This window comes from Luteibacter rhizovicinus, from assembly GCF_004342265.1.
GTDB classification, from domain to species: domain Bacteria; phylum Pseudomonadota; class Gammaproteobacteria; order Xanthomonadales; family Rhodanobacteraceae; genus Luteibacter; species Luteibacter rhizovicinus_B.
Genome location: NZ_SMCS01000011.1, coordinates 1 through 23,611, shown reverse-complemented (window position 1 = coordinate 23,611; position 23,611 = coordinate 1). Strand labels below are relative to the sequence as shown.

Annotated in this window: 19 protein-coding genes and 1 pseudogene; 5 read left to right on the top strand and 15 right to left on the bottom strand. The window is 64.1% G+C overall.

The window, feature by feature from the left end:
- Position 1: 1 nt before the first annotated feature.
- The 4 genes from EC912_RS18335 to EC912_RS18320 all read right to left on the bottom strand — a co-directional run bounded on the left by EC912_RS18335 (position 2) and on the right by EC912_RS18320 (position 2,746).
- A complete protein-coding gene (locus EC912_RS18335) occupies positions 2-685 on the bottom strand; it encodes a hypothetical protein (RefSeq protein ID WP_132147202.1) in 684 nt (227 codons plus the stop codon).
- Complete coding sequence (locus EC912_RS18330; RefSeq protein ID WP_132147199.1) at positions 682-1,362, bottom strand: C39 family peptidase; 681 nt, start codon at positions 1,360-1,362, stop codon at positions 682-684. The genes EC912_RS18335 and EC912_RS18330 overlap by 4 nt, the downstream gene beginning before the upstream one ends.
- On the bottom strand, positions 1,362-1,724 hold the full coding sequence (locus tag EC912_RS18325) for a hypothetical protein (protein WP_165973666.1): 363 nt from the start codon (positions 1,722-1,724) through the stop codon (positions 1,362-1,364). Before EC912_RS18325 ends, EC912_RS18330 begins: the two co-directional genes overlap by 1 nt.
- 68 nt (positions 1,725-1,792) lie before the next feature.
- On the bottom strand, positions 1,793-2,746 hold the full coding sequence (locus EC912_RS18320; protein WP_132147196.1) for a hypothetical protein: 954 nt from the start codon (positions 2,744-2,746) through the stop codon (positions 1,793-1,795).
- Positions 2,747-3,113: 367 nt separating this feature from the next.
- Here EC912_RS18320 and EC912_RS18315 point away from each other — a divergent pair, with 367 nt between their 5' ends.
- Positions 3,114-5,126, top strand: a complete 2,013-nt coding sequence (locus EC912_RS18315) for an NADPH-dependent 2,4-dienoyl-CoA reductase (protein WP_132147193.1) — start codon at positions 3,114-3,116, stop codon at positions 5,124-5,126.
- 240 nt (positions 5,127-5,366) lie between these two features.
- Here the strand turns inward: EC912_RS18315 and prpC are convergent, their stop codons facing one another.
- Both prpC and prpB read right to left on the bottom strand, forming a co-directional pair.
- Positions 5,367-6,515: a bifunctional 2-methylcitrate synthase/citrate synthase gene (gene prpC, locus EC912_RS18310; protein ID WP_132147190.1), complete on the bottom strand. Its 1,149-nt coding sequence runs from the start codon at positions 6,513-6,515 to the stop codon at positions 5,367-5,369.
- Between the two features lie 44 nt (positions 6,516-6,559).
- Positions 6,560-7,447, bottom strand: coding sequence for a methylisocitrate lyase (prpB, locus tag EC912_RS18305; RefSeq protein WP_132147187.1), 888 nt, complete (start codon positions 7,445-7,447; stop codon positions 6,560-6,562).
- Between the two features lie 135 nt (positions 7,448-7,582).
- Between prpB and EC912_RS18300 the strand changes: the two genes are divergently transcribed.
- On the top strand, positions 7,583-8,866 hold the full coding sequence (locus EC912_RS18300; RefSeq protein ID WP_243649347.1) for a dicarboxylate/amino acid:cation symporter: 1,284 nt from the start codon (positions 7,583-7,585) through the stop codon (positions 8,864-8,866).
- A 157-nt stretch (positions 8,867-9,023) separates the two neighbouring features.
- On the opposite strand, the gene prpE is transcribed toward EC912_RS18300, so the two are convergent.
- Entirely contained in the window at positions 9,024-10,928 is a 1,905-nt protein-coding gene (gene prpE, locus EC912_RS18295; protein ID WP_132147181.1) for a propionate--CoA ligase, read from the bottom strand.
- A gap of 182 nt (positions 10,929-11,110) precedes the next feature.
- On the opposite strand from prpE, the gene EC912_RS18290 reads away from it, so the two are divergent.
- The gene (locus EC912_RS18290) at positions 11,111-11,899 is read left to right on the top strand and encodes a phosphatase PAP2 family protein (RefSeq protein ID WP_132147178.1); all 789 of its coding nucleotides are present in this window, start codon (positions 11,111-11,113) and stop codon (positions 11,897-11,899) included.
- On the opposite strand, the gene EC912_RS18285 is transcribed toward EC912_RS18290, so the two are convergent.
- A complete protein-coding gene (locus EC912_RS18285) occupies positions 11,884-13,431 on the bottom strand; it encodes an oligopeptide:H+ symporter (protein WP_132147333.1) in 1,548 nt (515 codons plus the stop codon). The two genes, EC912_RS18290 and EC912_RS18285, sit on opposite strands and share 16 nt — an antisense overlap.
- 108 nt (positions 13,432-13,539) lie before the next feature.
- Here EC912_RS18285 and EC912_RS18280 point away from each other — a divergent pair, with 108 nt between their 5' ends.
- Positions 13,540-14,574 carry an oxidoreductase gene (locus EC912_RS18280; protein WP_132147175.1) on the top strand — a complete coding sequence of 345 codons (1,035 nt, stop codon included), beginning with the start codon at positions 13,540-13,542 and terminating at the stop codon, positions 14,572-14,574.
- 4 nt (positions 14,575-14,578) lie between these two features.
- On the opposite strand, the gene EC912_RS18275 is transcribed toward EC912_RS18280, so the two are convergent.
- The 4 genes and pseudogenes from EC912_RS18275 to EC912_RS18260 all read right to left on the bottom strand — a co-directional run bounded on the left by EC912_RS18275 (position 14,579) and on the right by EC912_RS18260 (position 17,507).
- Positions 14,579-14,908: a hypothetical protein gene (locus EC912_RS18275; protein ID WP_132147172.1), complete on the bottom strand. Its 330-nt coding sequence runs from the start codon at positions 14,906-14,908 to the stop codon at positions 14,579-14,581.
- Between the two features lie 201 nt (positions 14,909-15,109).
- Positions 15,110-15,970, bottom strand: coding sequence for a sulfurtransferase (locus EC912_RS18270; protein ID WP_132147169.1), 861 nt, complete (start codon positions 15,968-15,970; stop codon positions 15,110-15,112).
- Positions 15,967-16,766 (bottom strand): annotated as a pseudogene (locus EC912_RS18265) (CoA pyrophosphatase). The gene EC912_RS18270 and the pseudogene EC912_RS18265 overlap by 4 nt, the downstream one beginning before the upstream one ends.
- 33 nt (positions 16,767-16,799) lie before the next feature.
- A complete protein-coding gene (locus EC912_RS18260; protein WP_428993112.1) occupies positions 16,800-17,507 on the bottom strand; it encodes an FKBP-type peptidyl-prolyl cis-trans isomerase in 708 nt (235 codons plus the stop codon).
- 147 nt (positions 17,508-17,654) lie between these two features.
- Here EC912_RS18260 and EC912_RS18255 point away from each other — a divergent pair, with 147 nt between their 5' ends.
- On the top strand, positions 17,655-18,437 hold the full coding sequence (locus EC912_RS18255) for an enoyl-CoA hydratase/isomerase family protein (protein WP_132147163.1): 783 nt from the start codon (positions 17,655-17,657) through the stop codon (positions 18,435-18,437).
- 124 nt (positions 18,438-18,561) lie between these two features.
- Here EC912_RS18255 and EC912_RS18250 read toward each other — a convergent pair whose 3' ends face one another.
- The 3 genes from EC912_RS18250 to EC912_RS18240 are packed head-to-tail and all read right to left on the bottom strand — an operon-like array spanning position 18,562 to position 23,114.
- Entirely contained in the window at positions 18,562-19,455 is an 894-nt protein-coding gene (locus EC912_RS18250; protein WP_132147160.1) for a DUF1684 domain-containing protein, read from the bottom strand.
- A 53-nt stretch (positions 19,456-19,508) separates the two neighbouring features.
- Positions 19,509-21,332, bottom strand: a complete 1,824-nt coding sequence (mutL, locus tag EC912_RS18245; RefSeq protein WP_132147157.1) for a DNA mismatch repair endonuclease MutL — start codon at positions 21,330-21,332, stop codon at positions 19,509-19,511.
- A gap of 57 nt (positions 21,333-21,389) precedes the next feature.
- Positions 21,390-23,114, bottom strand: coding sequence for an N-acetylmuramoyl-L-alanine amidase (locus EC912_RS18240; protein WP_428993111.1), 1,725 nt, complete (start codon positions 23,112-23,114; stop codon positions 21,390-21,392).
- Positions 23,115-23,611: the final 497 nt, after the last annotated feature.

Sequence of the window (23,611 nt, the reverse complement as noted above, 5' to 3'; positions counted from 1 at the left end):
GTCAGTTTCCCCTGAAGCGAACGATTGCGTCCTGCAGACTGCTCTGGAATTGCATGCCGCTGAGCAACTGCACGCTGTTGACCGACGCGTCGATCGTGGTTGTGGCCTGGATGGCCTGGTTGTCGAGCGTGTTCTGCACGACGAAAGCGGGTACGTTGAGCGACTGCGCGGTCAGCGCAGGGAGTGTCGTCGTCGGAATCGTCAGACTCGCGGGCGTCGGCGCTGCGGCAGCCGAATGACTCGCAGGCGCGACACTCGCCGCGGTCTGCGCAGCCGATGCCACCGCAGAGGCTGCTTGCGTCACCGCCGTGGTCGCGGCGGCGGCCGACTGCGCCGCGGACGCGTTATTCGCGGCCGGCGTAAGCGCGGCATTGACGCTGTTACCGCTGCCGTTGGCGATCACGATCGGACCGAAAGCCTGCGAAAGCGCCTTTGCCTCATCCGTGGTTATCTTCGATATGTCGGGAATGCTTACGCTATTCCTGACCTGGGTCATGCCGTTGACGATGACCGTGCGTTCGAGTCCGAACGAGACTTTGAGTCCGTCGCCAAGATCGAAACCACCGCGTTCGCTTTCGAGGCGTGCGTCCGAAACGGGAGTCCAGTCGTCCGCATGCGCATGCGGTGCAAGCGCGTATGCGCCACAGCCGGCGACAAAGAGAAGTGAGGTGCGCTGAAGATTCATATGTCACCAGGTCCGCGCTTGGGCATGACGATCGGAGCCAGTCCGTTGCGTTCGATGCCATCGCTGAGTGGCGCGGCCGGCGCGACCGCCCAGTCCCGGGGACTGTTGAAGATCGCGCGCTCGCGCTCGTTATGAATGACGAAGACGAGGCGGCTCTTCCACATAGCTTCGAACCGTCCGCGCGACATCGAATGCGTACCGGTAGCGGGGTCGCCGACCAGCACGCGCCCGCCTTTCATGCCCTTCACCACGACGAAGTGGTGATAGCCGCGTTCGTCGATCAGTACGATCGCGGGAAGACCCTGCTCGCCCAGTTTGTCCAGCGGCAGCTCGAAGCCATCGGCCTCGAAGCCGCGCGACGCGAGGAAGCGCTTGATATCGAGCAGCGAAAAGCCTTCTTTGGCGATCTTGGCGCGGTCTCCATGCGCGTACATGACATCGAATGCCGACTGTTCGTCGACGGGATCGCCGTACTGATAAGTGAGAAGGGTCGCGACGGCTGCCGAACCGCAACTGAAGTCGTACTTCTGCCGGATCGTATTCCTGAAGCGCGCCTCCTTCAGGCTGGTCACGCGCAGGTGGTACGACGTGCCCTGGCTGCTCTGCACTTCCACATTCGCGGTCTGCGCAGCCGGCGCGGCGACGAAAAGTGCAAGCAGGAGCAGGCCGGATCGCATTACGGTATGAGCCGTACGTTGACGATGGTCGCGTTCTGGATAAGTACGTTGTTACCGGTGTTCTGGATCACGGTCGGCAAGCCGGCCGCACCCTGGAAGGAATTCGAATCGATGGCGTTCATGCCCGTGGAGACATGACTGGTCTGCGTATTGCTGACCGTGCCATCGATGGTCATGCCGTTGGTGGTGGTATCCGTTCCGCCGGACATCTCGCCGAGCGCACTGCTCGATACGGGTGGCCCCAGGCCCGGCGCATCGTCGGCGGAAGGCGGCGGCGTGGCCTGTGCGACTCCACATGCAAGCACCATCAGACCGACAGCGACCGTCGCGGCGCGATGCCGCGAAACGAAGAACGTGAACATGGCTTTCTCCCGGCGGATGGACGAAGGCCTGCGGAACGATGATTCGTTCCGCAGGCTTCGCTGCTACATCAGTGACCGACGTTCAGATTTGCCTGCACGTTCACGCTTTGCTGCACGAGAGAAGCAGCGCCGCTGTTCTGTGCGATTACGAGTACACCCGCCGCCGCGGAGCCGGCACCTTCCATGTGGTTGGACATGTCAAAACTGCCCGCGTTGACGGAGTTCGAACCACCCGCACCGCCCGCGCCGCCGGATGCACCGCTACCGTTGCCGCCCGTTCCGGCACCGCCGCTGCCACCGGATGCACCCGATCCTGCCGAAGCAGTCGAGGAACCGCTGGAACCGCCCGCACCCATGCCAGCGCCGCCGGCAGCGGACGCCGCGCCCGATGTGCTCGCGCCGCCGGTGCTGGCGCTTGCGCCGCCCGTGGCCGAACCGGTATTGCCGTTGCGGCCGCGTACGCGTGCCAGACCGCCGTCGCCATAGCCATCGCCGCCAGCCGCCGCGCTACCGGCACCCGCATCGCCGCCGGAACCGTTGCCGGAGCCGCCCGCGCCGGAGCGCGAATGAGCGTTGCCGCCATTGCCGCCGCTACCGCCGTTACCGGCGTAGCCGTCGCCGCCATAGCCATCGCCGCCATATCCGCCGTGGCCACCGGCGGCGCTACCCGTATTGGTGGCGATATTGCCGTTGCCCATGGTCGTGATGCCGCTCACGGTGCCGCTGAGGTTGCTTTCGGCAATCGCGTTGCTGGTGTTGAACGAATTGGAAAGGGAGGCGCTTGCGGTACCGCCATTATTGGCCGAAGCACTGCCCTGGCCGTTGGCATAAGCGTCGCCGCTGTTGCCACGCATGTTGCCGTTGTTCTGGTTGGAGTAATTATCGGCCGATGAGCTTTGTGTAACTGTCGAATGACGCGATGCCGTTGGGCCGGCACCTCCGGTAATCGTATCGTCGGCCATCGCCGGGAGGGCGAAACCGATGCCGATGCAAATCGCGGTAGCGAGCAGAGTCTTGCGCATAACAATCTCCTGGGAAGCGACGCGGAACCCCTGTTTTCTCGGGAAAGTGAACGTCCTGCCAACGCTCGTTAAGCACAGAATTGGAGCAATAACCGTGCCTCTGCGACGGCGGGAGGCAAAACGTCAGCCAGAGGCGGCCTGTAGCGCGATTCGGGGCGATTTACGGATAGGCCAGCGAATACGAAGCGTTTCACCGCTGCTACACCTTGCCCTCACCAGCCCGTCGCGACACCCCCGGAAGCGCCGCCGCACAACGGTTTGAGTGAAATCGCCGTCGCCTGTCTCATCCGCGTTACACGCTGCACCCCTTGCCTGCGACGAGGCTTGCGCGCATTCTTCGAACGATCGTTTGAACCCGGATACCAACGTGCCCTATTCCCACCTGCTCGCCCCGCTCGACCTGGGCTTCACGACCCTGCGCAACCGCGTGCTGATGGGCTCGATGCATACCGGGCTGGAAGACAAGGCGAAGGATTACGACAAGCTCGCCGCTTTCTTCGCCGAGCGAGCGCGGGGCGGGGTCGGGCTCATCGTCACGGGCGGTATGGCTCCGAACATCGAGGGCTGGCTGAAACCGTTCTCCGGAACGATGTCGATGCCCTGGCACGTGGCACGGCACCGCAAGGTGACGCAGGCCGTGCACGACGAGGGCGGAAAGATCTGCATGCAGATCCTGCATGCGGGCCGCTATGCCTACCAGCCGCTATCGGTGGCGCCGTCGAAGATCAAATCGCCCATCAGTCCATTCACGCCACGCGCGCTTTCCACGCGGGGCGTCGAACGCAGCATCGACGCCTTCGTGCGCAGCGCGAAGCTCGCACGCGACGCCGGCTACGACGGCGTCGAAGTGATGGGTTCGGAAGGCTATCTGATCAACCAGTTCCTTACTGGCCGCACCAACCGGCGTACCGATCGCTGGGGTGGCAGCACCGAAAACCGCATGCGCTTTCCCATCGAAATCGTACGCCGCATGCGCGAGGCCGTCGGCAAGGACTTCATCATCATTTATCGCCTGTCGATGCTCGACCTCGTCGACAACGGCCAGCCATGGGACGACATCGTCACGCTGGCCCGTGCCATCGAAGCGGCCGGCGCCACCATTATCAATACCGGCATCGGCTGGCACGAAGCGCGCGTTCCGACCATCGTCACCAGCGTGCCTCGCGGTGCGTTCACGTGGGTCACGCGACGTCTCAAAGGCGAGGTCGGTATCCCGCTGGTCACGACCAACCGTATCAATATGCCCGACGTGGCCGAGCGCATCCTCGCCGCCGGCGATGCGGACATGGTGTCGATGGCCCGTCCCCTGCTCGCCGATCCGGAATGGGTCAACAAGGCCAGCGCGAATCGCAGCCAGACGATCAACACCTGCATCGCCTGCAACCAGGCCTGCCTGGATCATGTCTTCGCCAGCCGTCGCGCGTCGTGTCTCGTGAATCCCCGCGCGTGCCATGAAACCGAACTGGTGATCCGTCCGGCCACCGAGCGCAAGCGCTACGCCGTGATTGGCGCGGGTCCGGCTGGACTGGCCTGCGCGACGACACTGGCCGAGCGCGGCCATGCCGTCACGCTGATCGACCGCGCGGCGCAGATCGGTGGTCAGTTCAACATGGCCAAGCGCATTCCGGGCAAGGAAGAATTCCACGAGACGCTACGCTACTTCGGCGAGCGCCTGAAGGACACCGGCGTTACCGTGAAGCTCGGCACCCACGCGGTGCCTGACGAACTGAAGGACTTCGATGGCGTCGTGCTTGCCAGCGGCGTGCTACCACGCGGACTGGACGTACCCGGGCACGACCATCCGAAAGTGCTCAGCTATCTCGACGTCCTTCTGCACGACCGTGCGGTCGGCAAGCGCGTCGCCATCATCGGCGCTGGCGGCATCGGCTTCGACACCGCCGAATTCCTGACCGAACACGCGCCCTCTCCCACTACCGATATAGCCCGTTGGACGAAGGAATGGGGTGTCGACATGACCATGGCGACGCCGGGCGGCCTGATGCCTGCGCAGCCTGAAGCCCCCGCGCGCGAAGTATGGCTGCTCCAGCGCAGCGAAGGGCGGCCCGGGGCGCGACTGAACAAGACATCCGGCTGGGTGCATCGCGCCACGCTGAAGAACAAGAAGGTGCGGATGCTTGGCGGCGTCACCTATGAACGCATCGACGACGATGGTCTGCATGTAACCGTCGATGGGCAGGCGCAGGTTCTGGACGTCGACAACGTCATCGTCTGCGCGGGGCAGGAGCCTAATCGCGAACTGCAATCGGCGCTGGAAGCGCTGGGTATTCCCGTGCACCTGATCGGCGGCGCGGACGTGGCGGCGGAGCTGGATGCCAAGCGGGCGATCGATACGGCGACGCGGTTGGCGGCGAGGCTCTGACCCTCACCATGCTCCTCGGTAAAAGGTTCGGCAGCACGAATACTGTGGGAGCGCGCCTGCGCGCGAAAGCCAACAGGGCGAGGAAGCTGGATACTCACATCCGCAAGCCCAATCTACTGGCTGCGAATACCGCGTACGGCATCGTCGCTCCATAGGCTTTCGCGCGCAGGCGCGCTCCCACAGAAAGCTGAAGAAAAAACCTCAGAGCCGCGCGAGCACGATAGCCGCGCGGCTCTTCAATCAACGCTTCTCGATCGGCACGTACGCCTGATCTTCCGGCCCCGTGTAGTTCGCGCTCGGGCGGATGATCTTGCCGTCCTGGCGCTGCTCGATGACGTGGGCGCTCCAGCCCGACGTGCGCGCGATGACGAACAGCGGTGTGAACATCGCCGTCGGCACGCCCATCATGTGGTACGCCGATGCCGAGTACCAGTCGAGGTTCGGGAACATCTTCTTCAGGTCCCACATCAGCTTCTCGATGCGCTCGGACACTTCGAACAGGCGCGGATTGCCACCTTCCGTGCAGAGCTTGCGCGAGATTTCCTTGATGATCTCGTTGCGCGGATCGGAAACCGTATAGACCGGATGGCCGAAGCCGATGATGATTTCCTTACGCTCGACGCGAGCGCGGATATCGGCGTCCGCTTCGTTCGCATCGCGATAGCGCGCGATGATTTCCATCGCCACTTCGTTCGCGCCGCCATGTTTCGGACCGCGCAGGGCACCGACGGCGCCGGTGATGGCCGAATAAATATCCGAACCGGTACCGGCGATGACGCGCGCGGCGAACGTGCTGGCGTTGAATTCATGCTCCGCGTACAGCACCAGCGAACGATCGAGAGCGTGGGCGTGCAGCTCGCTGGGCTTGCGGCCGTGCAGCACATGCAGGAAATGCCCGGCGATCGACTCGTCGTCCGTTTCGGTTTCGACGCGCTTGCCGTTGTGGCTGAAGTGATACCAGTACAGCAGCATCGAACCAAAGCTCGCCATCAGGCGATCGGCGATGTCGCGCGCGCCGGTAATGTTGTGATCGTCCTTTTCGGGAAGCACGGTGCCGAGCACCGAGGCACCCGTACGCATGACGTCCATCGGATGCGTGGCGGCGGGCAGGAGTTCGAGCGCGCTCTTCACCGGTGCGGGCAAGCCGCGCAGGCGCTTCAGCTTGGCGCGGTACGCATTCAGTTCGACCCAGTTCGGCAGCACGCCGTGCACGAGCAGGTAAGCGACTTCCTCGAAGCAGCCCTTGGCCGCGAGATCGTGGATGTCGTAACCGCGGTAATGCAGATCGTTGCCGCTGCGGCCCACCGTGCAAAGCGCGGTATTGCCCGCCGCGACGCCGGAAAGGGCGACGGACTTCTTCGCCTTGGGCAGCGTGGTTGTATCGCTCATCTTGGGAATCTCCTTGACGCGTGATCTTTACTTGCGGGAAGCGTTCAGGCCTTCTTCGAGAACAACTCGTCGAGGCGACGCTCGTATTCGTGGTAACCGATGCGGTCATACAGTTCCTCGCGCGTCTGCATCGTATCGATGACGTTGCGCTGGTGACCGTCGCGACGGATGGCCGTGTAGACGTTCTCCGCGGCCTTGTTCATGGCGCGAAAAGCCGATAGCGGATAAAGCACAATGCCGACGCCGGCACTGGCCAGTTCGTCGACGCTGAACAGCGGCGTCTGGCCGAATTCGGTGATGTTGGCGAGTACGGGGACCTTCACCGCATCGACGAAGCGACGATAGGTTTCCAGGTCGTATGCCGCTTCGGCGAAGATCCCGTCCGCACCCGCTTCGACGCACGCGATGGCGCGTTCGATGGCGGCGTCGACACCCTGCGCCGCGATGGCATCGGTACGCGCGATAAGGAAAAAGTCCGCGTCGGTCTTCGCATCGGCCGCGGCCTTGACCCGATCGGCCATTTCTTCCGTCGTGACGATTTCCTTGCCCGGACGATGACCGCAGCGCTTCGCGCCGACCTGGTCCTCGATGTGGCACGCGGCCGCGCCGAACTTGATCAGACTCTTCACCGTGCGCGCGATGTTGAACGCGCTGGGACCGAAACCGGTATCGATGTCGACCATCAGCGGCAGGTCGCAGACATCGGTGATGCGGCGCACGTCGGTAAGCACGTCGTCGAGCGTATTGATGCCCAGGTCGGGAAGGCCGAGCGAACCGGCCGCCACGCCACCGCCGGAGAGATAAATAGCCCGATAGCCCGCACGCTTCGCGAGCAGCGCATGGTTCGCATTGATCGCGCCGATGACCTGAAGCGGATGTTCCGCCGCAAGCGCCGCCCGGAACCGCGCACCCGGAGATGCAAGCTGTGCCATGAAAGACTCCGCGTAAAAGCGGGCATTTTAGCGCAGTAGCCAACCATCCCACTCGCTGCGCCGCGTCATGCGGCAACCACACGTGACGGATGCGTGAACGCCCACTACAGTCGAACCATGAAGAATAACAATCACTTGGCTACGAAAATTCTCATTGGCCTGGCCGTCGGCATTGTGGCCGCCGTCGCTACCCTGATCGCCGGAGCATGGTGGCCAGACGTACTCACGGTGATGCGCCGCGTGTCCACGGCGGTATTCGACCCGGTCGGACAGGTGTTCCTGCGCATGCTGTTCTTCGTGGTGATCCCGCTGGTGTTCACCTCGCTGGCGTCGGGCGTGGCGCAGCTCGGCCGCCTGGATCGCCTTGGACCGCTGGCCGGCCGGACCTTCCTGCTCTTCTTCCTCAATATGGCGATCGCGACGGCCATCGGCCTGGTCGCGATGAATACGATCCAGCCGGGCCATCATCTCGACCCGGAAGCAAAAGCCCAGCTGATGACCGAGTTCGGCGGCAATGCCGACAAGGCCATCGCGCGCGAACAGGCTCAGCCAACGCCCGGGCTCGGCATGCTGGTCGACATGTTCATGCCGAAAAACCTGTTCGGCGCCTTCGTCGGCTTCAGCCGCGATTCGCTGGGCGAGGTGCTTCCGCTGATCCTGTTCGCCATTCTGGTCGGCGCCGCGGGAACGCAGCTCGGCGAAGAACGTCGCGCGAAACTGCTTGGCGGCCTGGACATGGTGACCGAGATCATGACCCGGATCGTCGGGTTCGCCTTGCGGATCGCGCCGTACGCCGTTCCCGCGATGATCTACAGCGTCATCGTGAAGGTGGGCATCGACGTACTCATCGCGCTTGCGGTCTTCGTCGCGGTCGTGGGCGTCTGCCTGATGCTGCACCTGTTCGGCACGATGTCGCTGTGGCTGCGATTCCTCGCGCGCCGCAATCCGCTGACCTTCTTCCGGCAGATCCGGCCCGTGCTGATCACGGCCTTCTCCACCAGTTCCAGCAGCGCCTCGCTGCCCGCTTCGCTGCAATCGGCCAACGAAGAGCTGAAGCTTTCGCCAAGCACTTCCGGGTTCGTCCTGCCGCTTGGCGCCACGATGAACATGAGCGGCACCGCGCTGTACGAAGGCTGCGTCGTCCTCTTCGTCGCGCAGGCCTTCGGCGTCGATCTCTCGCTTACCCAGCAATGCATGCTGATGTTTCTTTCCGTACTCAGCGCCGTCGCTGTCGCGGGTATTCCGGGAGGATCGCTGCCGTTGATCGCCGGGCTGCTGGTTACTTTCGGCGTGCCGCCGGGCGGTATCGCGATCATTTTCGGTGCCGATCGCATCCTCGACATGTTGCGTACCACGACGAACGTGGGCAGCGATATGGTGACGGCGACGGTGGTGGATGCGCAGGTGCGGAGGGGCTGACCTTCCGCGATATCGCGAAAACCTGCCGCACCGCTGCGGATTCCGGCGTGCGCCGGAATGACGAAGGGGGCGGGATCAACATCGCGGGTTTCATTTACCTCTTCGTCATTCCGGCGCACGCCGGAATCCGCAGCGACCACGTATGACTGGCGACAGCCTACGACGCTGAAGCCCCACAATGTGGTCCACGCGCAATCACCGCGCGAATCTCTTCCAGCGCATTCGGATCGTCCAGCGTCGACAGATCGCCGGGATCGGTGTTTTGCATCAAAGCCTGCAACGAACGCCGCAGCAATTTCCCCGAGCGCGTCTTCGGCAAGGCATTCACGACATACACGCAACCCGGCCGCGCAACGCCACCCAGCAATTCGACGACGCGCCGCTGCATCGCCAGCGCCACGTCGCGTGGATCGTCCGTCACGCCCTGCTTCAGTGTCGCGAAAACAGCCGGCACCTGGCCCTTGAGCTCGTCGTGGATACCGACCACCGCGACTTCCGCCACGGCGCCCAGCGTAGCGACGGATTCCTCGATCTCGCGCGTGCCCAGCCGATGGCCAGCCACGTTGATGACATCGTCGGTACGACCAAGAATGAAGGTGTAACCATCGGTATCGCGCACGGCCCAATCCAGCGAGCTGTAAAGAAGCTCCCTGAAGTGCCCGAAGTAACTGCGCACGTATCGCTCGTCGTCTCGCCAGATCGTCGTCAGGCAACCCGGCGGCAACGGCGGCTCGATCACCAGCACGCCTTTCTCGTTGGGCGCCACATCGGCACCCGACTGCTCGTCGATGATGCGCATGCGGTAACCCAGATTGGGAAACCCCGGCGAACCGAACTTCACCGGTTTCAGTTCGAGCCCCGGCAGCAGCGTAATGGCCGGCCAGCCGGTTTCCGTCTGCCAGTAATTGTCGATGACCGACTTGCCGATGCCGCTGCTGATCCAGGTTGCCGTCGGCTCGTCCAGCGGCTCGCCGGCGAGGAACAGCCAGCGCAGAGCCGACAGGTCGTATTTCTTCAGCCACGATGGGTCCTGCTTTTTCAGCACGCGGATACCCGTCGGCGACGAGAACATCGTGCGCACGCCGTAGCGCTCGCACAATCGCCACCAGATGCCGGGGTCGGGACCCGTAGGCAATCCTTCGTAAAGTAGCGACGTAGCGCCACCGATCAACGGTCCGTAGACGTTGTACGAATGACCCACCGCCCAGCCCACGTCCGAGGTCGAGAACATCACCTGCCCCGGCGCGACATCGAAAATCGTCGTCATCGACAACGCCAGCGCGACCGCATAACCACCGACATCGCGCTGGACACCCTTCGGCTTTCCGGTCGTGCCCGACGTGTAAAGCAGATAACTGGGCTCGTTCGATTCGAGCCACTCCACCGGCACACTCGCATCTTCATGCGCCACGCGACGTTCGGCATAGTCGACGTCACGCCCAGGGACCAGCGTCATATCCGGATCGAGGTCGCGGCGAACGATCAGCACGTGCGGCGGCGGCGACTTCGCCTCGCGCAAGGCCAGATCGACCAGCGGCTTGTACGGGATGATCTTGCCGCCACGCATGCCGGCATCCGCGCAGATCAGCAGCTTCGGCTCCGCATCGTCGATGCGCAGGGCCAGATTGTGCGCGGCGAATCCGCCGAAGACGACCGAATGGATCGCGCCGATACGGGCGCAGGCAAGCATCGCGAACACCGCCTCCGCCATGTTCGGCATATAGATAACGACGCGATCGCCCTTCACGACATCCAGTTCGCCAAGCACCGCGGCGAACGTGTTCACTTCGCGATAGAGCTCGGTGTAAGTAATCTCGCGGGTGATGTTGGTCTCGGTAGAGATCGCGACCAACGCGAGCTGATCGGGACGCGTCGCAAGATGCCGGTCGACGGCGTTGTAACAGAGATTCGTCGTTCCGCCGACGAACCAGCGCCGGAACGGCGGATGCGACTGATCCAGGATGCGCTCGGGCGGCGTATGCCAGTGGATAAGCGCCGCCTGCTCTCTCCAGAACGCCTCCGGCTCGTCGATGGAGCGCCGGTAGGTTTCGTCGTAGCCCATGCTCACGCCTCCTCTGCGTCTTTACCGAAGCCTACACAGGCGAGGAGCAATACGCCTGTCGACCAAGGTCGAAGGTTGTTGCGATGGTGCTGCTACAGAGAACCTGGCTGGAGCACCCATAGTCGATGTCCCCCGCCACCTCGTGGCAACATGCCGGATCGTGCCAGACAACCAGGACCCGCATGCAGACCGACGCCGAATGGATCAGTACCCACGCTTTGTCCCTATGGGCGCTGCTGCTGGCGATCGCGCTGCTCGGCGCGGACCTGCTGTGGCGCCGCGCGGTCAAGCGCCGCGAGGGCATCGACCCGTCGGCACGCGCGATCCTGCGACCGGTAACGGCCATCGCCGTCGTCATGGCCGCGGTCCTCGTCTCCACCGCGATAGCGCTGGCGGTACGGCGCGAGGCGGGGCTGACCGTATTCGACGCCTTCCTCGCCGGCGACCTCCGCGACAACATGCCGCCGGGCGTACTTCGTATCGTCGCCATGCTGACCCACGTAGGCGACCCGATCGTGGTAGCCGTGGAATCCGCGCTGGTCTTCGTCTTCCTGCTTATTCGCCGCTACTGGTATCTGGCCACGGCGTGGATCGTCGCGCTGGTCGGTACGGGCCTCATCAACCAGCTATTGAAGAATATCTTCCAGCGCGAGAGGCCCTTGCACGACCACGGTTTCGTCGTCGAACACAGTTTCAGCTTTCCCAGCGGCCATGCCTCCGGCTCGATGGTGTTCTTCGGCATGCTCGCTTACGTACTGTTGGTGCTGACGCCACCTCGCCTGCACCGCGTCGTGGTCGTCATCGCGACCGCCTTCATTACCGTCATCGGTATCAGTCGCATCCTGCTGCAAGTGCACTACTTCAGCGACGTGCTGGCCGGCTATGCCACCGGACTGGCGTGGCTGACGCTATGCGTCGGCAGCGCGGAATACCTGCGCATTCGCCGCATGACGCCTCACCCGGTCCGGTAATAGTCCGCTTCGCGATAGCTCCGCGCATAAAGCCCGAAAACCAATGCTGCCAGCGCCGCGAAAGCCGCGAAGAAAAACATCTGGAACGCCGTGCTTCCGATACCCGTGCTCGCGATATAACCGAGTACGGACTCGTTCCTTACTCCGGCATTGGCCAGCAGTACCCAGAGGTTGCCCACCGTCACGCTGAGCGTCCAGAAGCTCATCAACGTACCCTTCATCGACGCGGGCGCCTGGCTGTATGCGAACTCCAGTCCCGTTGCCGACACCAGCACCTCGCCGAACGTCAGCAGTACATAAGGCAATAGCTGCCAGACGATCGATACGGGATCGCCGCCGTCGATCGCCAGCTGGATCGCTCCCACCGCCACCCACGCCAGCGAGGCGAAAGCGATACCCGCCGTCATGCGACGTAGCGCCGTCGGTTCATAACCGAAACGACGCAGCAGCGGAAACAGCACGAGGTTATTGAACGGGATCAGCAGCAGTACCAGCGCCGGATTGATCGCCTGCATCTGTGCGGGATGCAACCAGCCCGGCGCATCCATCTCGCCCGCCTGCACGATCCACGTCGATGCCTTCTGGTCGAACAGCGACCAGAACGGCGTAACGAGCGCGAACACCAGCAGCACGCGCAACACGACGCGCACGCCTTCGATGGCTTCGTCAGGATGCGAGCCGCGTGCCCGCTCCAGCTGAAGGCGCGCCCCACCGCCAACGCCAGCGAGAATCGCGACAAACGCCAGACATAGCGCGGGAACCAGCCCCAGTACCGGAACCAGTGCGAACGAAAGCACGGCAAGCGCGACACCGGCCGCCGCAATCGCCAACCCTGGCCTGCCCTTGCCGTCGGCCCGCGCGAACAACGCCGTTCGCACGACGTTGGCGAAGCCGTCCGGATCGTTGCGTACAGGCGGCAGCATCACGTACTGCTTGCGGCCCAGCCAGAAAACGACCGTCGCCACGAACATCAGCAGCCCCGGAATGCCGAACGCCACCGCCGCCCCGTAGTGACGCAGGAACAAGGGCATCAACAACGACGCGAAGAACGAGCCGACGTTGATGATCCAGTAGAACGCGTCGAACACGATCTTCGCCAGATGACGATTGCTGGCGTCGAACTGGTCGCCAACGAACGACGCCACGCAGGGCTTGATGCCACCCGACCCCAGCGCGATCAGCGCCAGTCCCGTATAGAAACCCGGCACACTGTGCTCGAACAACGCCAGGCAGGCGTGGCCGACGCAATAGATCAGACTGAGCCAGAGAACGGTCCGGTACTTGCCGAGCCAGCGATCGGCCAGCCAACCGCCCAGCAGCGGAAAAAAGTACACGCCGATCACGAAGGTGTGAAAGATGTCCTTTGCCGCGCCAGGACGGTCGGCTTCCGGCAGGTACATAAGCAGCGACGTGATCAGGAACGGGGTCAGGATGTTGCGCATCCCGTAGAAGCTGAAGCGTTCGCAGCCTTCGTTGCCGATGATGTAGGAAATCTGCCGGGGCATGCGCCCGGCGGGCGCGGTGGCGTCCATCGCGTTCAAGAGTTCTTCGCTCCTCGTACTTCGATCGGGTCGATCGTAAACGATTCCGTCAGACCGGACGCGCTACGCTACGTCTCTCGCGATATCCATGGAGCCATCATGACCCCCATCGCCACTGGCCTCATCGGCTATGGAACGGCCGGCGCCGTCTTCCACGCGCCCCTCATCGCTGCCGCCATCGGGCTGCGCCTCGCGGGCATCGCGAGCAGCCGTACCGATCAGATCGCCGCGGAATTTCCCGAGTCGCGCATCTTCGCGAGACCTCAGGACCTCATCGCCGATCCCGACATCGGACTGGTAGTCATCGCCACGCCGAACGACACGCATGCCTCGCTGGCCCGCGAAGCGCTGGAGGCCGGAAAGCACGTCGTGGTCGACAAACCTTTCACTCTCGATGCCGCCGAAGCCGACGCGCTGATCGCGCTGGCGGAACGCAAGGGGTGCACCTTGTCGGTGTTCCAGAACCGTCGCTGGGACAACGATTTCCTGACCGTGCGGCGATTGGTCGAAGACGGCCGGTTGGGCGAAGTCGTTTACTACGAAGCGCACTTCGACCGCTTTCGTCCCGAGATCAAACACGGCTGGCGCGAGACTCCCGCCGCAGGCTCCGGATTGCTCTACGACCTTGGCGCGCATCTCATCGACCAGGCATTGCAACTGTTCGGCCTGCCCGACGATGTCACCGCGGATGTGCAGCGCCAGCGAGCCGCCGCGCAGACCGACGACTACTTCCATATCGTGCTGCGTTACGGCCATCGACGCGCGGTGCTGCACGCATCCACACTGGTCCGCGAACCCGGTCCCCGCTTTCTGGTGCACGGCGACGGTGGCAGCTTCAGCAAATACGGCATCGACGGCCAGGAAGCGGCATTGCGCGAAGGACGCCGCCCCGGTGGCGACCAATGGGGCCTCGACGACCCGGCGCAGTTCGGCCAGTTCACCGACATCGACGGCACCCGCCAGACCATCGACACCCTGCCCGGCCGCTACACGGCGTTCTACGACGGCGTGGCAAAAGCGTTGCACGAAGGCATTCCGCCACCGGTGCTGGCGCGCGAGGCACGCGATGTGATCCGGGTGATCGAAGCGGCGCAGGCAAGCTCACACGAAGGCAGGACGATGCGGCTCGTGTAGCTTGTCAGGGCATGGTGTAACTGCCCTTGTCCAACACGACTCCCGCTTTGTCGAGATCGACACTCCATGCCTCCTCATAGAACGCGAGTTTGTTTTCGAACCATAGCCGTTCGACACATGGCGACTGGCACTGACGATTGTCGTACTTGGTAAAGGGATGATCGTCGGTCTCGCGAACGAAACGGGCGCCGAACAACCGGATAACCGTATCTTTGGAATCGCCGACCTGCAGACGCTCGTAAGCGCGGTTTCCGGTAATCGATGTGTAGGTGCACGAGCTTACGTAGACAACCGGCAGCATCAAGAGCACCCAGCCGATTCTATGGACTCGCATCACGAACCCATTCCCGAGCGCTGCAAACTGCCTCAAACGTGATCACCCTGGATCCTTGCGACGGTGAAGTTATAACGCAGTTCCCGCAACCCTCACCGTCGCTCCTGCGCAGGCAGGAGCCCAGTGCGATGCGGTGAGTTTTAGCGAACACGCTCCGATCATGCTTTCCAGACGGTATCGCGAGCCCCACCGCCTGAACGGTCAGGCATCCCCCGTCGCCACACCCCGCGCCCGATCGCTGACCCACCCGCTCCACGAAGGCGCGAACAACCGCGACCCCGTCAGTCCGGCGTATTCCATCGCCAGCAGGTTATGGCAGGCGGTGACGCCCGACCCGCACATGTGCACGACTTCGTCGGGCGCATGCGGACCGATGATCTGCCCGAACACCTCGCGCAATTCCCCGGGCGAACGGAAGCGCCCGCTGGTTTCGAGATTTTCGGAGAACGGCCGGTTGCGCGCGCCGGGTACGTGACCGGCGACGGGATCGAGCGGCTCGACGTCGCCGCGAAAACGTGGCGCGGCACGGGCGTCGAGCAGCAGCATGCGGCCCGATGCAACGCCTTCGGTGAGTTCGTCGACCGGCACGGTTTGCGCGGGATCGAAAACGACATGGACCGCGGTCGACGAATGCGCCGGGACGTCGTTCGATACGGGAAGGCCTTCCGCCAGCCACGCGGGATAACCGCCATCCAGCACGGCGACGTTATCGATACCGGCCAGTCGTGCCAGCCACCAGAAGCGTGCGGCGGCCAGCGCGCCGCCGGATGCATCGTAAGCGACGACCTGAAGGTCCGGACGCCAGCCCGCGCGGGAAAGCAGCGCGGCGAAAACTTCCGGCTCGGGCAGAGGATGGCGACCGCGCCCCGCCGGTGGCGTCGCCAGATCGGCAAGATCGGTGTCGAGATCGGCGCGCACGGCTCCCGCGATGTGTCCCTCGGCGAAATCGCGCGCCGCCTTGCCCGGATCGACAAGATCGAAACGGCAATCGACAAACAGGACGGCGCTGGGCGGCAGCGCCGCAGCGGCTTTCGGATCGATGACGGTGCGCACGACATTCATGGATGACCCATCCTTCGAACGAGATTCTGGACGATGGCGGCGGTAGCGCCCCAGATACGGTAGCCCGTGTGCAGGAACTCGACCATGTCGCGCCGATGCCCACGGTACTCCATGGTGTAACGGCGCATGTTCGCCGGATCGAGGAAGAACGCCAGCGGCACTTCGAACACTTCCGCCACTTCGCCCGGATCGGGCTTCAGTTTCGCGGCGGCGTCCACGCGCGCCACGACAGGCGTGACGCAGAAGCCGCTGATCGTTTCGAACGACTCCAGGAATCCAAGCGGCGTGACGGCGTCGGCTTCGAGACCGATTTCCTCGTGGCTTTCGCGCAATGCCGTAGCGATGACGTCCTTATCGGAAGGTTCGACGCGACCGCCGGGAAAAGCCACCTGCCCCGCATGCTGCTGCAAGGTATCCGTGCGGACCGTCAGGAGTACGTTCTGCTGGCGATCGTCGCGAATGCCGATCAGTACGGCGGCCGCGCGACGCGGCGTATTGCCGAGGAAGGTCGCGATATCGTCGTGGTTCCAGCCGCGAGCCCCGGGCGGTGCATCCAGCGGCAACAGCGCGCCGCGTAGCGCGGTTTCGACCGCATCCATCACGCGCCCTCCCGGTGGGGTAGCACCTCGTCCATGATGCGCAGCCGTTCGGCCTGGTCCATGCCGCCCCAGCGCGCGATTTCGTCGCCGGTGCGCAGACAGCCCATGCACAGGCCACGCGCATCCAGCCGGCAGACGCCGGTGCAGGGGGTAAGCGGAAGTTCGCTGGATAGGTTCGGGAGCATACGACCGGCCATTCTACAGCGCCGGGCCACCATGCATCCCGGGGATCACTGCTTGATGTCGAGCAGCTCGATCTCGAAGACCAGGGCTTCGTTGGGACCGATACGCGGCAATTCGCCGCGTTCGCCGTAGGCAAGCTGGGGCGGAATGATGACCTTCCACTTGTCGCCCACGCGCATGCGCGGAATCACGTCCTGCCAGCCCCGGATAACGCGGTTCACCGTGAAGGTCACCGGGCGTCCGTGGGCATAGGAACTGTCGAATTCGGTCCCGTCGATCAGCGCGCCACGATAATTCACGGTGACCGTACTGGTGACCTCGGGCTGCTGACGCCCCGTGCCATGGGCCAGGATCGAGTACTGAATGCCCGACGGCAGCGCGATCACGCCGGGACGGCCCCGGTTTTTCTGGAGGAAGTCGGTGCTGCGGCGCGCATTCGCGTCGGCCACCCGGCGGAACTCCGAGACGGCGTCCTGCCGGACCTTCGCATCGAAGCCCAGCAGTTGATCCTGCATCTGGTCGACGGGCACGCCTGGCGGGCGCTTCGCGTAGCCGTCCTGCAGCGCTTTCACCAGTACGGCGATGTCGACGTCCGGCTGGGGGCTGCTCGCGAATTGCGTACCTATCTGGTAACCGATGGCGTACGACAGCTTGGTCTTGTCGATAACCGCCGCGTGCGGAGCGCTGGGGCCAGCAGGTGCCTGAGCGAAGGCAACGCCCGCGACCAGTGCACTTGCCAGTAACAGGAAACGCATGGGTGACATCCCATTCTCCGTGGACACGACAGAGCGACACCGCAGGATAGTCGATCGTGACCCGCCGCGCCCTGCAGCTAAGAGGCCGCCGACGGCAAAAGGTTCCCCTGATACCATCCAGCGTTTTGACCCATCCGGAGCAGCACCATGGCTTTCCGCACCCTGACGCTCGCCAACCGCGCGGCGGTTCGCACCATCACCATCAACCGCCCCGAGAAGCTCAACGCCCTCAATCGCGAGACGATCTCCGAGCTGACACTGGCCTTCCGCCAGGCCGCGCAGGACGATGCGGTGCGCGTGGTGGTGCTGGCCGGCGCGGGCGAAAAGGCCTTCGTCGCCGGTGCGGATATCTCGGAAATGACCGCATGGACGCCGGTACAGGCCCAGGGCGCGTCACGCGCCGGACAGGACCTGATGCTTACCGTCGAGCGGTTGGGCAAGCCGGTGATCGCGAAGATCCAGGGCTATGCGCTCGGTGGCGGCATGGAACTGGCCATGGCGTGTCATTTGCGCATCGCCAGCGAAAAAGCCCGTTTCGGCCAGCCGGAAATCGGCCTGGGCCTGATTCCCGGTTTCGGCGGCACCCAGCGCCTGACCCGCCTGGCCGGTCGCGGCGTGGCGCTGGAACTGTGCCTGCTCGGGCAGCAGATCGACGCGGCACGCGCCGAGCGGCTGGGTATCGCCACGCGTGTCGTGGCCGCCGAGGAACTCGACGCGACCGTGGACGCCATGGCCGACCAGTTGGCCGCTTCCGCTCCGCTGGCGCTGAAGGGCATTCTGGATGCCGTGCTGGATGGCGCCGAATGCGCAATCGATCAGGGATTGGCGTATGAGACGCAGGGGTTTGCGATTGCGTTCTCGACCGAGGATATGCGTGAGGGGACCGGGGCGTTTCTTGAGCGGCGCAAGGCGACGTTCAAGGGAGCATAAGGCGTCATCGCTCCGTAGTTTTCGCGCGCAGGCGCGCTCCCACAGAAAGCAGGAGCGCGCTATTGATCTCTGTGGGAGCGCGCCTGCGCGCGAAAACTACGGAGCGGCGACGCGGGAACCGCCATCAATGATGCCCACCCCGATACTTCTGCTCGCCAGCCGTCACCCGCACATCCAGTCGATTCTCGGGCGGCGCCAATGGGCAGGTCGCATACGGCGTGAACGCACACGGCGGATTGGTCGCCTTGTTGAAATCCAGCACCAGCTTGCCGTCCACCGCCAACGGCGTGGTCAGGAAACGCGCCGCGCCATAGGTTTCCTTGCCACTGGTGCGATCGGCGATAACGAAGAACAAAGACGTCGCATCTTCCTGGATCGGATAGAGCTCGAAAGTGTGGCCGTCACGAACGAACACCGCCTTGCCCGGCACCTTTTCCTTGTCGATGGTACCCAGCACCGAACCGATCTCGATCTCGTGCGGCGGATCGAACGGTACCCAGTCGGCCACCACGCGCCATGACGGATCGATAGCGAAATAGTCGAGACCGACGAACCCGGAACGCGTTTCGGCAGCGGTGTCTTTCACGCGCAACGCCTTACGTCCATCGCGCTCGATGACGAAGAAACTCGCCGTGCCGAACGCCACCAGCGTCGGTGCGCCGGTCGCATGCGCATCGTCGACCAGCGTGGCCTTCGCTACCGTCTTTCCGTCGACGGTAGCGGCCACGCCATCGGCGAACGCGATATTCGTGGAGCCGTCCGCACCCAGCGTAACGACACCCAGATGCTCCGGACCCGCCTTGAGCACGATGTCGTTATCGGACGCACTACCCACACGATTGACGCCAGGATTCAGCCATTCCAGCCCGATCAGCGTCAACCAGCCGGTGGGGCTCTTCAGGGTTTCCAGACGCTGCGCGCGAGCCTGCTCGATCGAATGAACATAGCTGGCGTCGGTACCTGCCGCACCGGTGGCGGCAACGGCGAGAACGGAAGCGAATGCGATGTTGCGGATCATATAAAAATCCCGATTAAGCCGTATGGACGGCTATGCGTTATCTAAAAGCGTGGTTATCTGCCGCGAAGGAAAAGGCGATCGAGTTCGCCAAGCGCCAACTGCACCCAGGTCGGCCGGCCATGATTGCACTGACCGGAACGTTCGGTCGCCTCCATTTCGCGCAACAACGCGTTCATCTCGGGCAGGCCGAGGCGGCGCCCCGCTCGTACCGAACCATGACAGGCCATGGTCGACAGCAGTTCGTTTTCCAGCTCCTGCAATCGCCGCGAACTGCCGTGCTGGGCCAGCTCGCTGAGTACGTCGCGCGTGAGTTGCGCGACGTCCGCGCCTTCCAGCAGGGCGGGAATGCGACGAACGACCACGCCCGACGGACCGCTACGCGAAAGCTCCAGACCCCATTCGGCGAGTGCGTCCGCGTACTCCTCGGCTGCGGCGGCTTCTTTCGCGCTGACCGCGATGCTCAGGGGAACCAGCAGCATCTGCGAACGAAGATTGGCGGTGGCCCGCCCGTTCTTCAGTTTTTCGTAGGTAATGCGTTCGTGCGCGGCGTGCATGTCCACAAGCACGAGTCCATGTTCGTTTTCCGCGAGTACATAGATGTTTTTCAGCTGAGCGATGGCATATCCCAGCGGCGGTACGTCGCTGCCCTGCTCCGGCTCGTTGCCGGCGGGCGGCGTCCACGCGACAGGGCACGCCGATGCATCGCCCAACAAGGTAGCGTAGCCGGCAAGCGGTTCATCGCGCACACCCAGACTGAGACGCGACTGACTGCTCGGCAACGGCCATGCCGCCGACGCGTTCTGCACGGGACGCATCGGGTAACCGCCCACCGCGGGAATCGCCTGCGAAGGTTCGGCCATCGGCACGCCCGCGCCCGCACGCGTCTGCGCAAGGGCTTCGTGCAGCGTACGGAAAAGGAAATCGTGGACCAGCCGCTGCTCGCGGAAACGCACTTCGTTCTTGGCGGGATGGACGTTGACGTCGACGCCGGTCGGATCGAGTTCCAGGAACAGGACGAACACGGGGTGCCGACCATGGAACAGCACATCGGCATACGCCTGACGCACGGCGTGCGCAACGACGCGATCGCGAACCATGCGGCCGTTCACGTAGAAATATTGTTGGTCCGCCTGCGAACGAGACGCGGTCGGCAGACCGACCCAGCCGGACAGCCGCAGTCCCGCCGCCGAGTGATCGATGCGCAGACTCTGCGCGGGAAAGTCCGGACCCAGCACTTCAGCGACACGCCCCAAAGCCGCCTCTTCGTCGCGCGCGGGTTTCAGCAGACGCACCGGACGGCCGTTATGGCTAAGCCGGATATCGACGCCTGCGCGCGCCAACGCAAGGGACTTCAGCAGGTCGTCGATATGCGCGAACTCGGTACGCTCGGCGCGTAGGAATTTCCGGCGTGCGGGCACGTTGTAAAAGAGGTCGCGCACTTCGATGGTCGTGCCCGGCGGATGCTGGGCCGGGCGGGCTTCCTGCAGCTTGCCGCCATCGACCTCGATGCGGAAAGCGGCATCCTGCCCTTCATGACGCGATGTCAGCGAAAAGCGCGCCACGGACGATACGGACGCCAGCGCTTCGCCACGAAAACCCATGCTGGCCACGCGCTCAAGATCGTCGAAGCTGCCGATCTTGCTGGTGGCATGCGAGGCGACGGCGAGAACCAGTTCGTCCCGCGCGATACCGCAGCCGTCGTCGCGCACACGGATCAGACGCGAACCGCCCTGCTCGATGTCGACTTCGATACGCCGGGCGCCGGCGTCGATACTGTTTTCCACCAGCTCCTTGACCACCGACGCGGGACGCTCGATGACTTCGCCGGCTGCGATCTGGTTGATCAGTTCGGGCGGAAGAGGACGGATGGACGGCATATTCTCGGGCCTTCAGACGCAAGGCCCAAGAATAGCGGAAAGGCTCCCGGCCGCGAATCAGCCGGAGGGAATCGCCAGAACCGCACCGATACGAACGTTGTTATCGCTCATATTGTTCGCGGTCTTCAGGGCGTTGATGGAAACGCCGTATTGCTGGGCGATACCGGTCAGCGTCTCACCGCGGTTGACCCGGTGCAGATCGCGGACGTTTTCGTCGGCGCGGGCTGTTTTGGGCGGTGCGGGCGGCGGGTCGACCTTGGCCACCACCGTAATCTCGTTCGACGGCGCCCGTTTATTGCCCGCCGCATCCGGTTTCGTGGCCGAAACTTCAGGAGCCGGCGGTTTGCGGGGCGGCGTCTCGCGCGACGGCGATCGGGCAGTCGCCACCACCTGTCGCGGCGGCGGGGTCTTCGCAACCGTCTTCGCCGTATCCGCCGCGTCGTCATCGTTGGAAGCCACGACCGGCGCGGCCGGTGCGCTTACCGGCGCCGAAGCCACCGACGTGCCGTTGCGACGGGCCGCCTGTGCCGCGAACCAGGTACCGGGCGGCGGCATGGCTTCGAAATAGTTACGCACGCCACCCAGTACCGCGGAGGCGAGCTGGCGGCGATGCGAGTCGTCGCGCAGACGGCGCTCTTCGTTGGGATTGGTGATGAACGCGGTTTCGACCAGGATCGACGGGACGTCGGGCGAACGCAGCACGACGAAGTTGGCGCGCTCGACATAGCCGCGATGCGTCGGACCCAGTCCGCCCAGTGCCTTGAGTACGTTGCCGGCGATCGATTCGCTGGCCTGCATGGCATAGCCCTGCTGAAGATCCAGCAGCACAGCCGCCAGCGTATCGTCCTTGTCGTCCAGCGAGACGCCACCGACCAGATCGGCGCGGTTTTCGCGGTCGGCCAGCCAGCGCGCGGCCTCGCTCGTCTTGCCGCGCGGGGAAAGCACCCACACGGACGAGCCCTTGGCGTCGCTGTTCTTGAACGCGTCCGCATGAATCGAGACGAACATGTCGGCGTTGTGCTCGCGGGCGATCTGATAGCGCCGTTTGAGCGGAATGAAGTAGTCGCCGTTGCGCGTCAGTACGGCCTGCATGCCGGGCTGACGATTGATCTGGTCCGTCAGCTCACGCGCGACCTGCAAGGTCACGTCCTTCTCGCGCAGACCTGTAGGACCTCTCGCACCCGGATCTTCGCCGCCGTGTCCCGCATCGATGGCCACGACGACCTTGCGGTCGCCGCCCGGCAGCATCGGCGGCGCGGCGGATTGCCCACGACGCGAGCGCGAGGACTTCGTCGACGGAACGGAGACCGTCGCGGTCGCCTGCGCCGATGCCGGGGCGGCGCCGTCGTCCGAAGCGACTTCGTCGCCGGGATCGCTGCCATTGCCGGGATAAAGATCGAGCACGAGGCGATAGCCGTAATCGCCGGCCGGTTTCAGAAGGAAGCTCTTTGGCTTGGCTTTCGGATCGACGGTGGCGACGACGCGGGCGCGACCGCCCTGACGTTCCGTACGCATGGACTTGAAGAGTCCCTGCCCGCCCGGTACTGCGAAATCGCCGTCGACGGCGCTCTTGTCCAGGTCGAGAACCACGCTGCCGGGCGTATCGCCCTGCGAGAGTTTGTAGACCACCGGACCGGACAGATCGAAGACGACACGCGTGTATTCGGGGCCCGCCCAGACGCGGGCAGCCTTCATGTCCGCCGCATCGGCAAGCGACGCGGTCGTCGTCGCGACGGTTGTCGCGAGCACGAGAAGGCCATGTTTAAAAGAGATTCCCCTCATAGGTCATGGATTGAACTGCAATCGCCTGCTGAATGCAAGATACTTTCCCTTGTTAATCCATAACCTGCGGAGACTTCGTCAAGATTCGTACAGGTTCGGTCAGCAAACGGGGCTTCGACCGCCCCCCTCGGCTTTCCGCCCCGATTTTTATGTAGGAGCCCGCTTGCGGGCGAAAGCCCACGAAGCGGCGATGCCATGCGTGACATCCGCAGTCCGTAGATCGGGCTGGCGGCGGGGAGCCTCCGTCGTCCTCGCTCCGTCGGCTATCGCGCGCAGGCGCGCTCCCACAGAGAGCAGTGTGCGCGCGGTTGATCTCTGGGGGGAGCGCGCCTGCGCGCGATAGCCGACGAAGCGCGACTTACGGCCGCGCCGGCAGCGTCTGCACGGGCGTCGATCCCCCAACACGCGGCACCGCCGCCGGCAACAGCGGCCGCAGCGATTCGAACTTGCGCTGGTACTCGTCCGTCACCTGCTTGGCTTCCTCCCCGTTGCTCACC

Bases quoted from the DNA above. Each gene is read 5' to 3' on its own strand.
- EC912_RS18335 (WP_132147202.1), bottom strand. From the start codon at position 685: ATGAATCTTCAGCGCACCTCACTTCTCTTTGTCGCCGGCTGTGGCGCA.
- EC912_RS18330 (WP_132147199.1), bottom strand. From the start codon at position 1,362: ATGCGATCCGGCCTGCTCCTGCTTGCACTTTTCGTCGCCGCGCCGGCT.
- EC912_RS18325 (WP_165973666.1), bottom strand. From the start codon at position 1,724: ATGTTCACGTTCTTCGTTTCGCGGCATCGCGCCGCGACGGTCGCTGTC.
- EC912_RS18320 (WP_132147196.1), bottom strand. From the start codon at position 2,746: ATGCGCAAGACTCTGCTCGCTACCGCGATTTGCATCGGCATCGGTTTC.
- prpC (WP_132147190.1), bottom strand. From the start codon at position 6,515: ATGAGCGATACAACCACGCTGCCCAAGGCGAAGAAGTCCGTCGCCCTT.
- prpB (WP_132147187.1), bottom strand. From the start codon at position 7,447: ATGGCACAGCTTGCATCTCCGGGTGCGCGGTTCCGGGCGGCGCTTGCG.
- prpE (WP_132147181.1), bottom strand. From the start codon at position 10,928: ATGGGCTACGACGAAACCTACCGGCGCTCCATCGACGAGCCGGAGGCG.
- EC912_RS18290 (WP_132147178.1), top strand. From the start codon at position 11,111: ATGCAGACCGACGCCGAATGGATCAGTACCCACGCTTTGTCCCTATGG.
- EC912_RS18285 (WP_132147333.1), bottom strand. From the start codon at position 13,431: ATGGACGCCACCGCGCCCGCCGGGCGCATGCCCCGGCAGATTTCCTAC.
- EC912_RS18280 (WP_132147175.1), top strand. From the start codon at position 13,540: ATGACCCCCATCGCCACTGGCCTCATCGGCTATGGAACGGCCGGCGCC.
- EC912_RS18275 (WP_132147172.1), bottom strand. From the start codon at position 14,908: ATGCGAGTCCATAGAATCGGCTGGGTGCTCTTGATGCTGCCGGTTGTC.
- EC912_RS18270 (WP_132147169.1), bottom strand. From the start codon at position 15,970: ATGAATGTCGTGCGCACCGTCATCGATCCGAAAGCCGCTGCGGCGCTG.
- EC912_RS18260 (WP_428993112.1), bottom strand. From the start codon at position 17,507: ATGCGTTTCCTGTTACTGGCAAGTGCACTGGTCGCGGGCGTTGCCTTC.
- EC912_RS18255 (WP_132147163.1), top strand. From the start codon at position 17,655: ATGGCTTTCCGCACCCTGACGCTCGCCAACCGCGCGGCGGTTCGCACC.
- EC912_RS18250 (WP_132147160.1), bottom strand. From the start codon at position 19,455: ATGATCCGCAACATCGCATTCGCTTCCGTTCTCGCCGTTGCCGCCACC.
- mutL (WP_132147157.1), bottom strand. From the start codon at position 21,332: ATGCCGTCCATCCGTCCTCTTCCGCCCGAACTGATCAACCAGATCGCA.
- EC912_RS18240 (WP_428993111.1), bottom strand. From the start codon at position 23,114: ATGAGGGGAATCTCTTTTAAACATGGCCTTCTCGTGCTCGCGACAACC.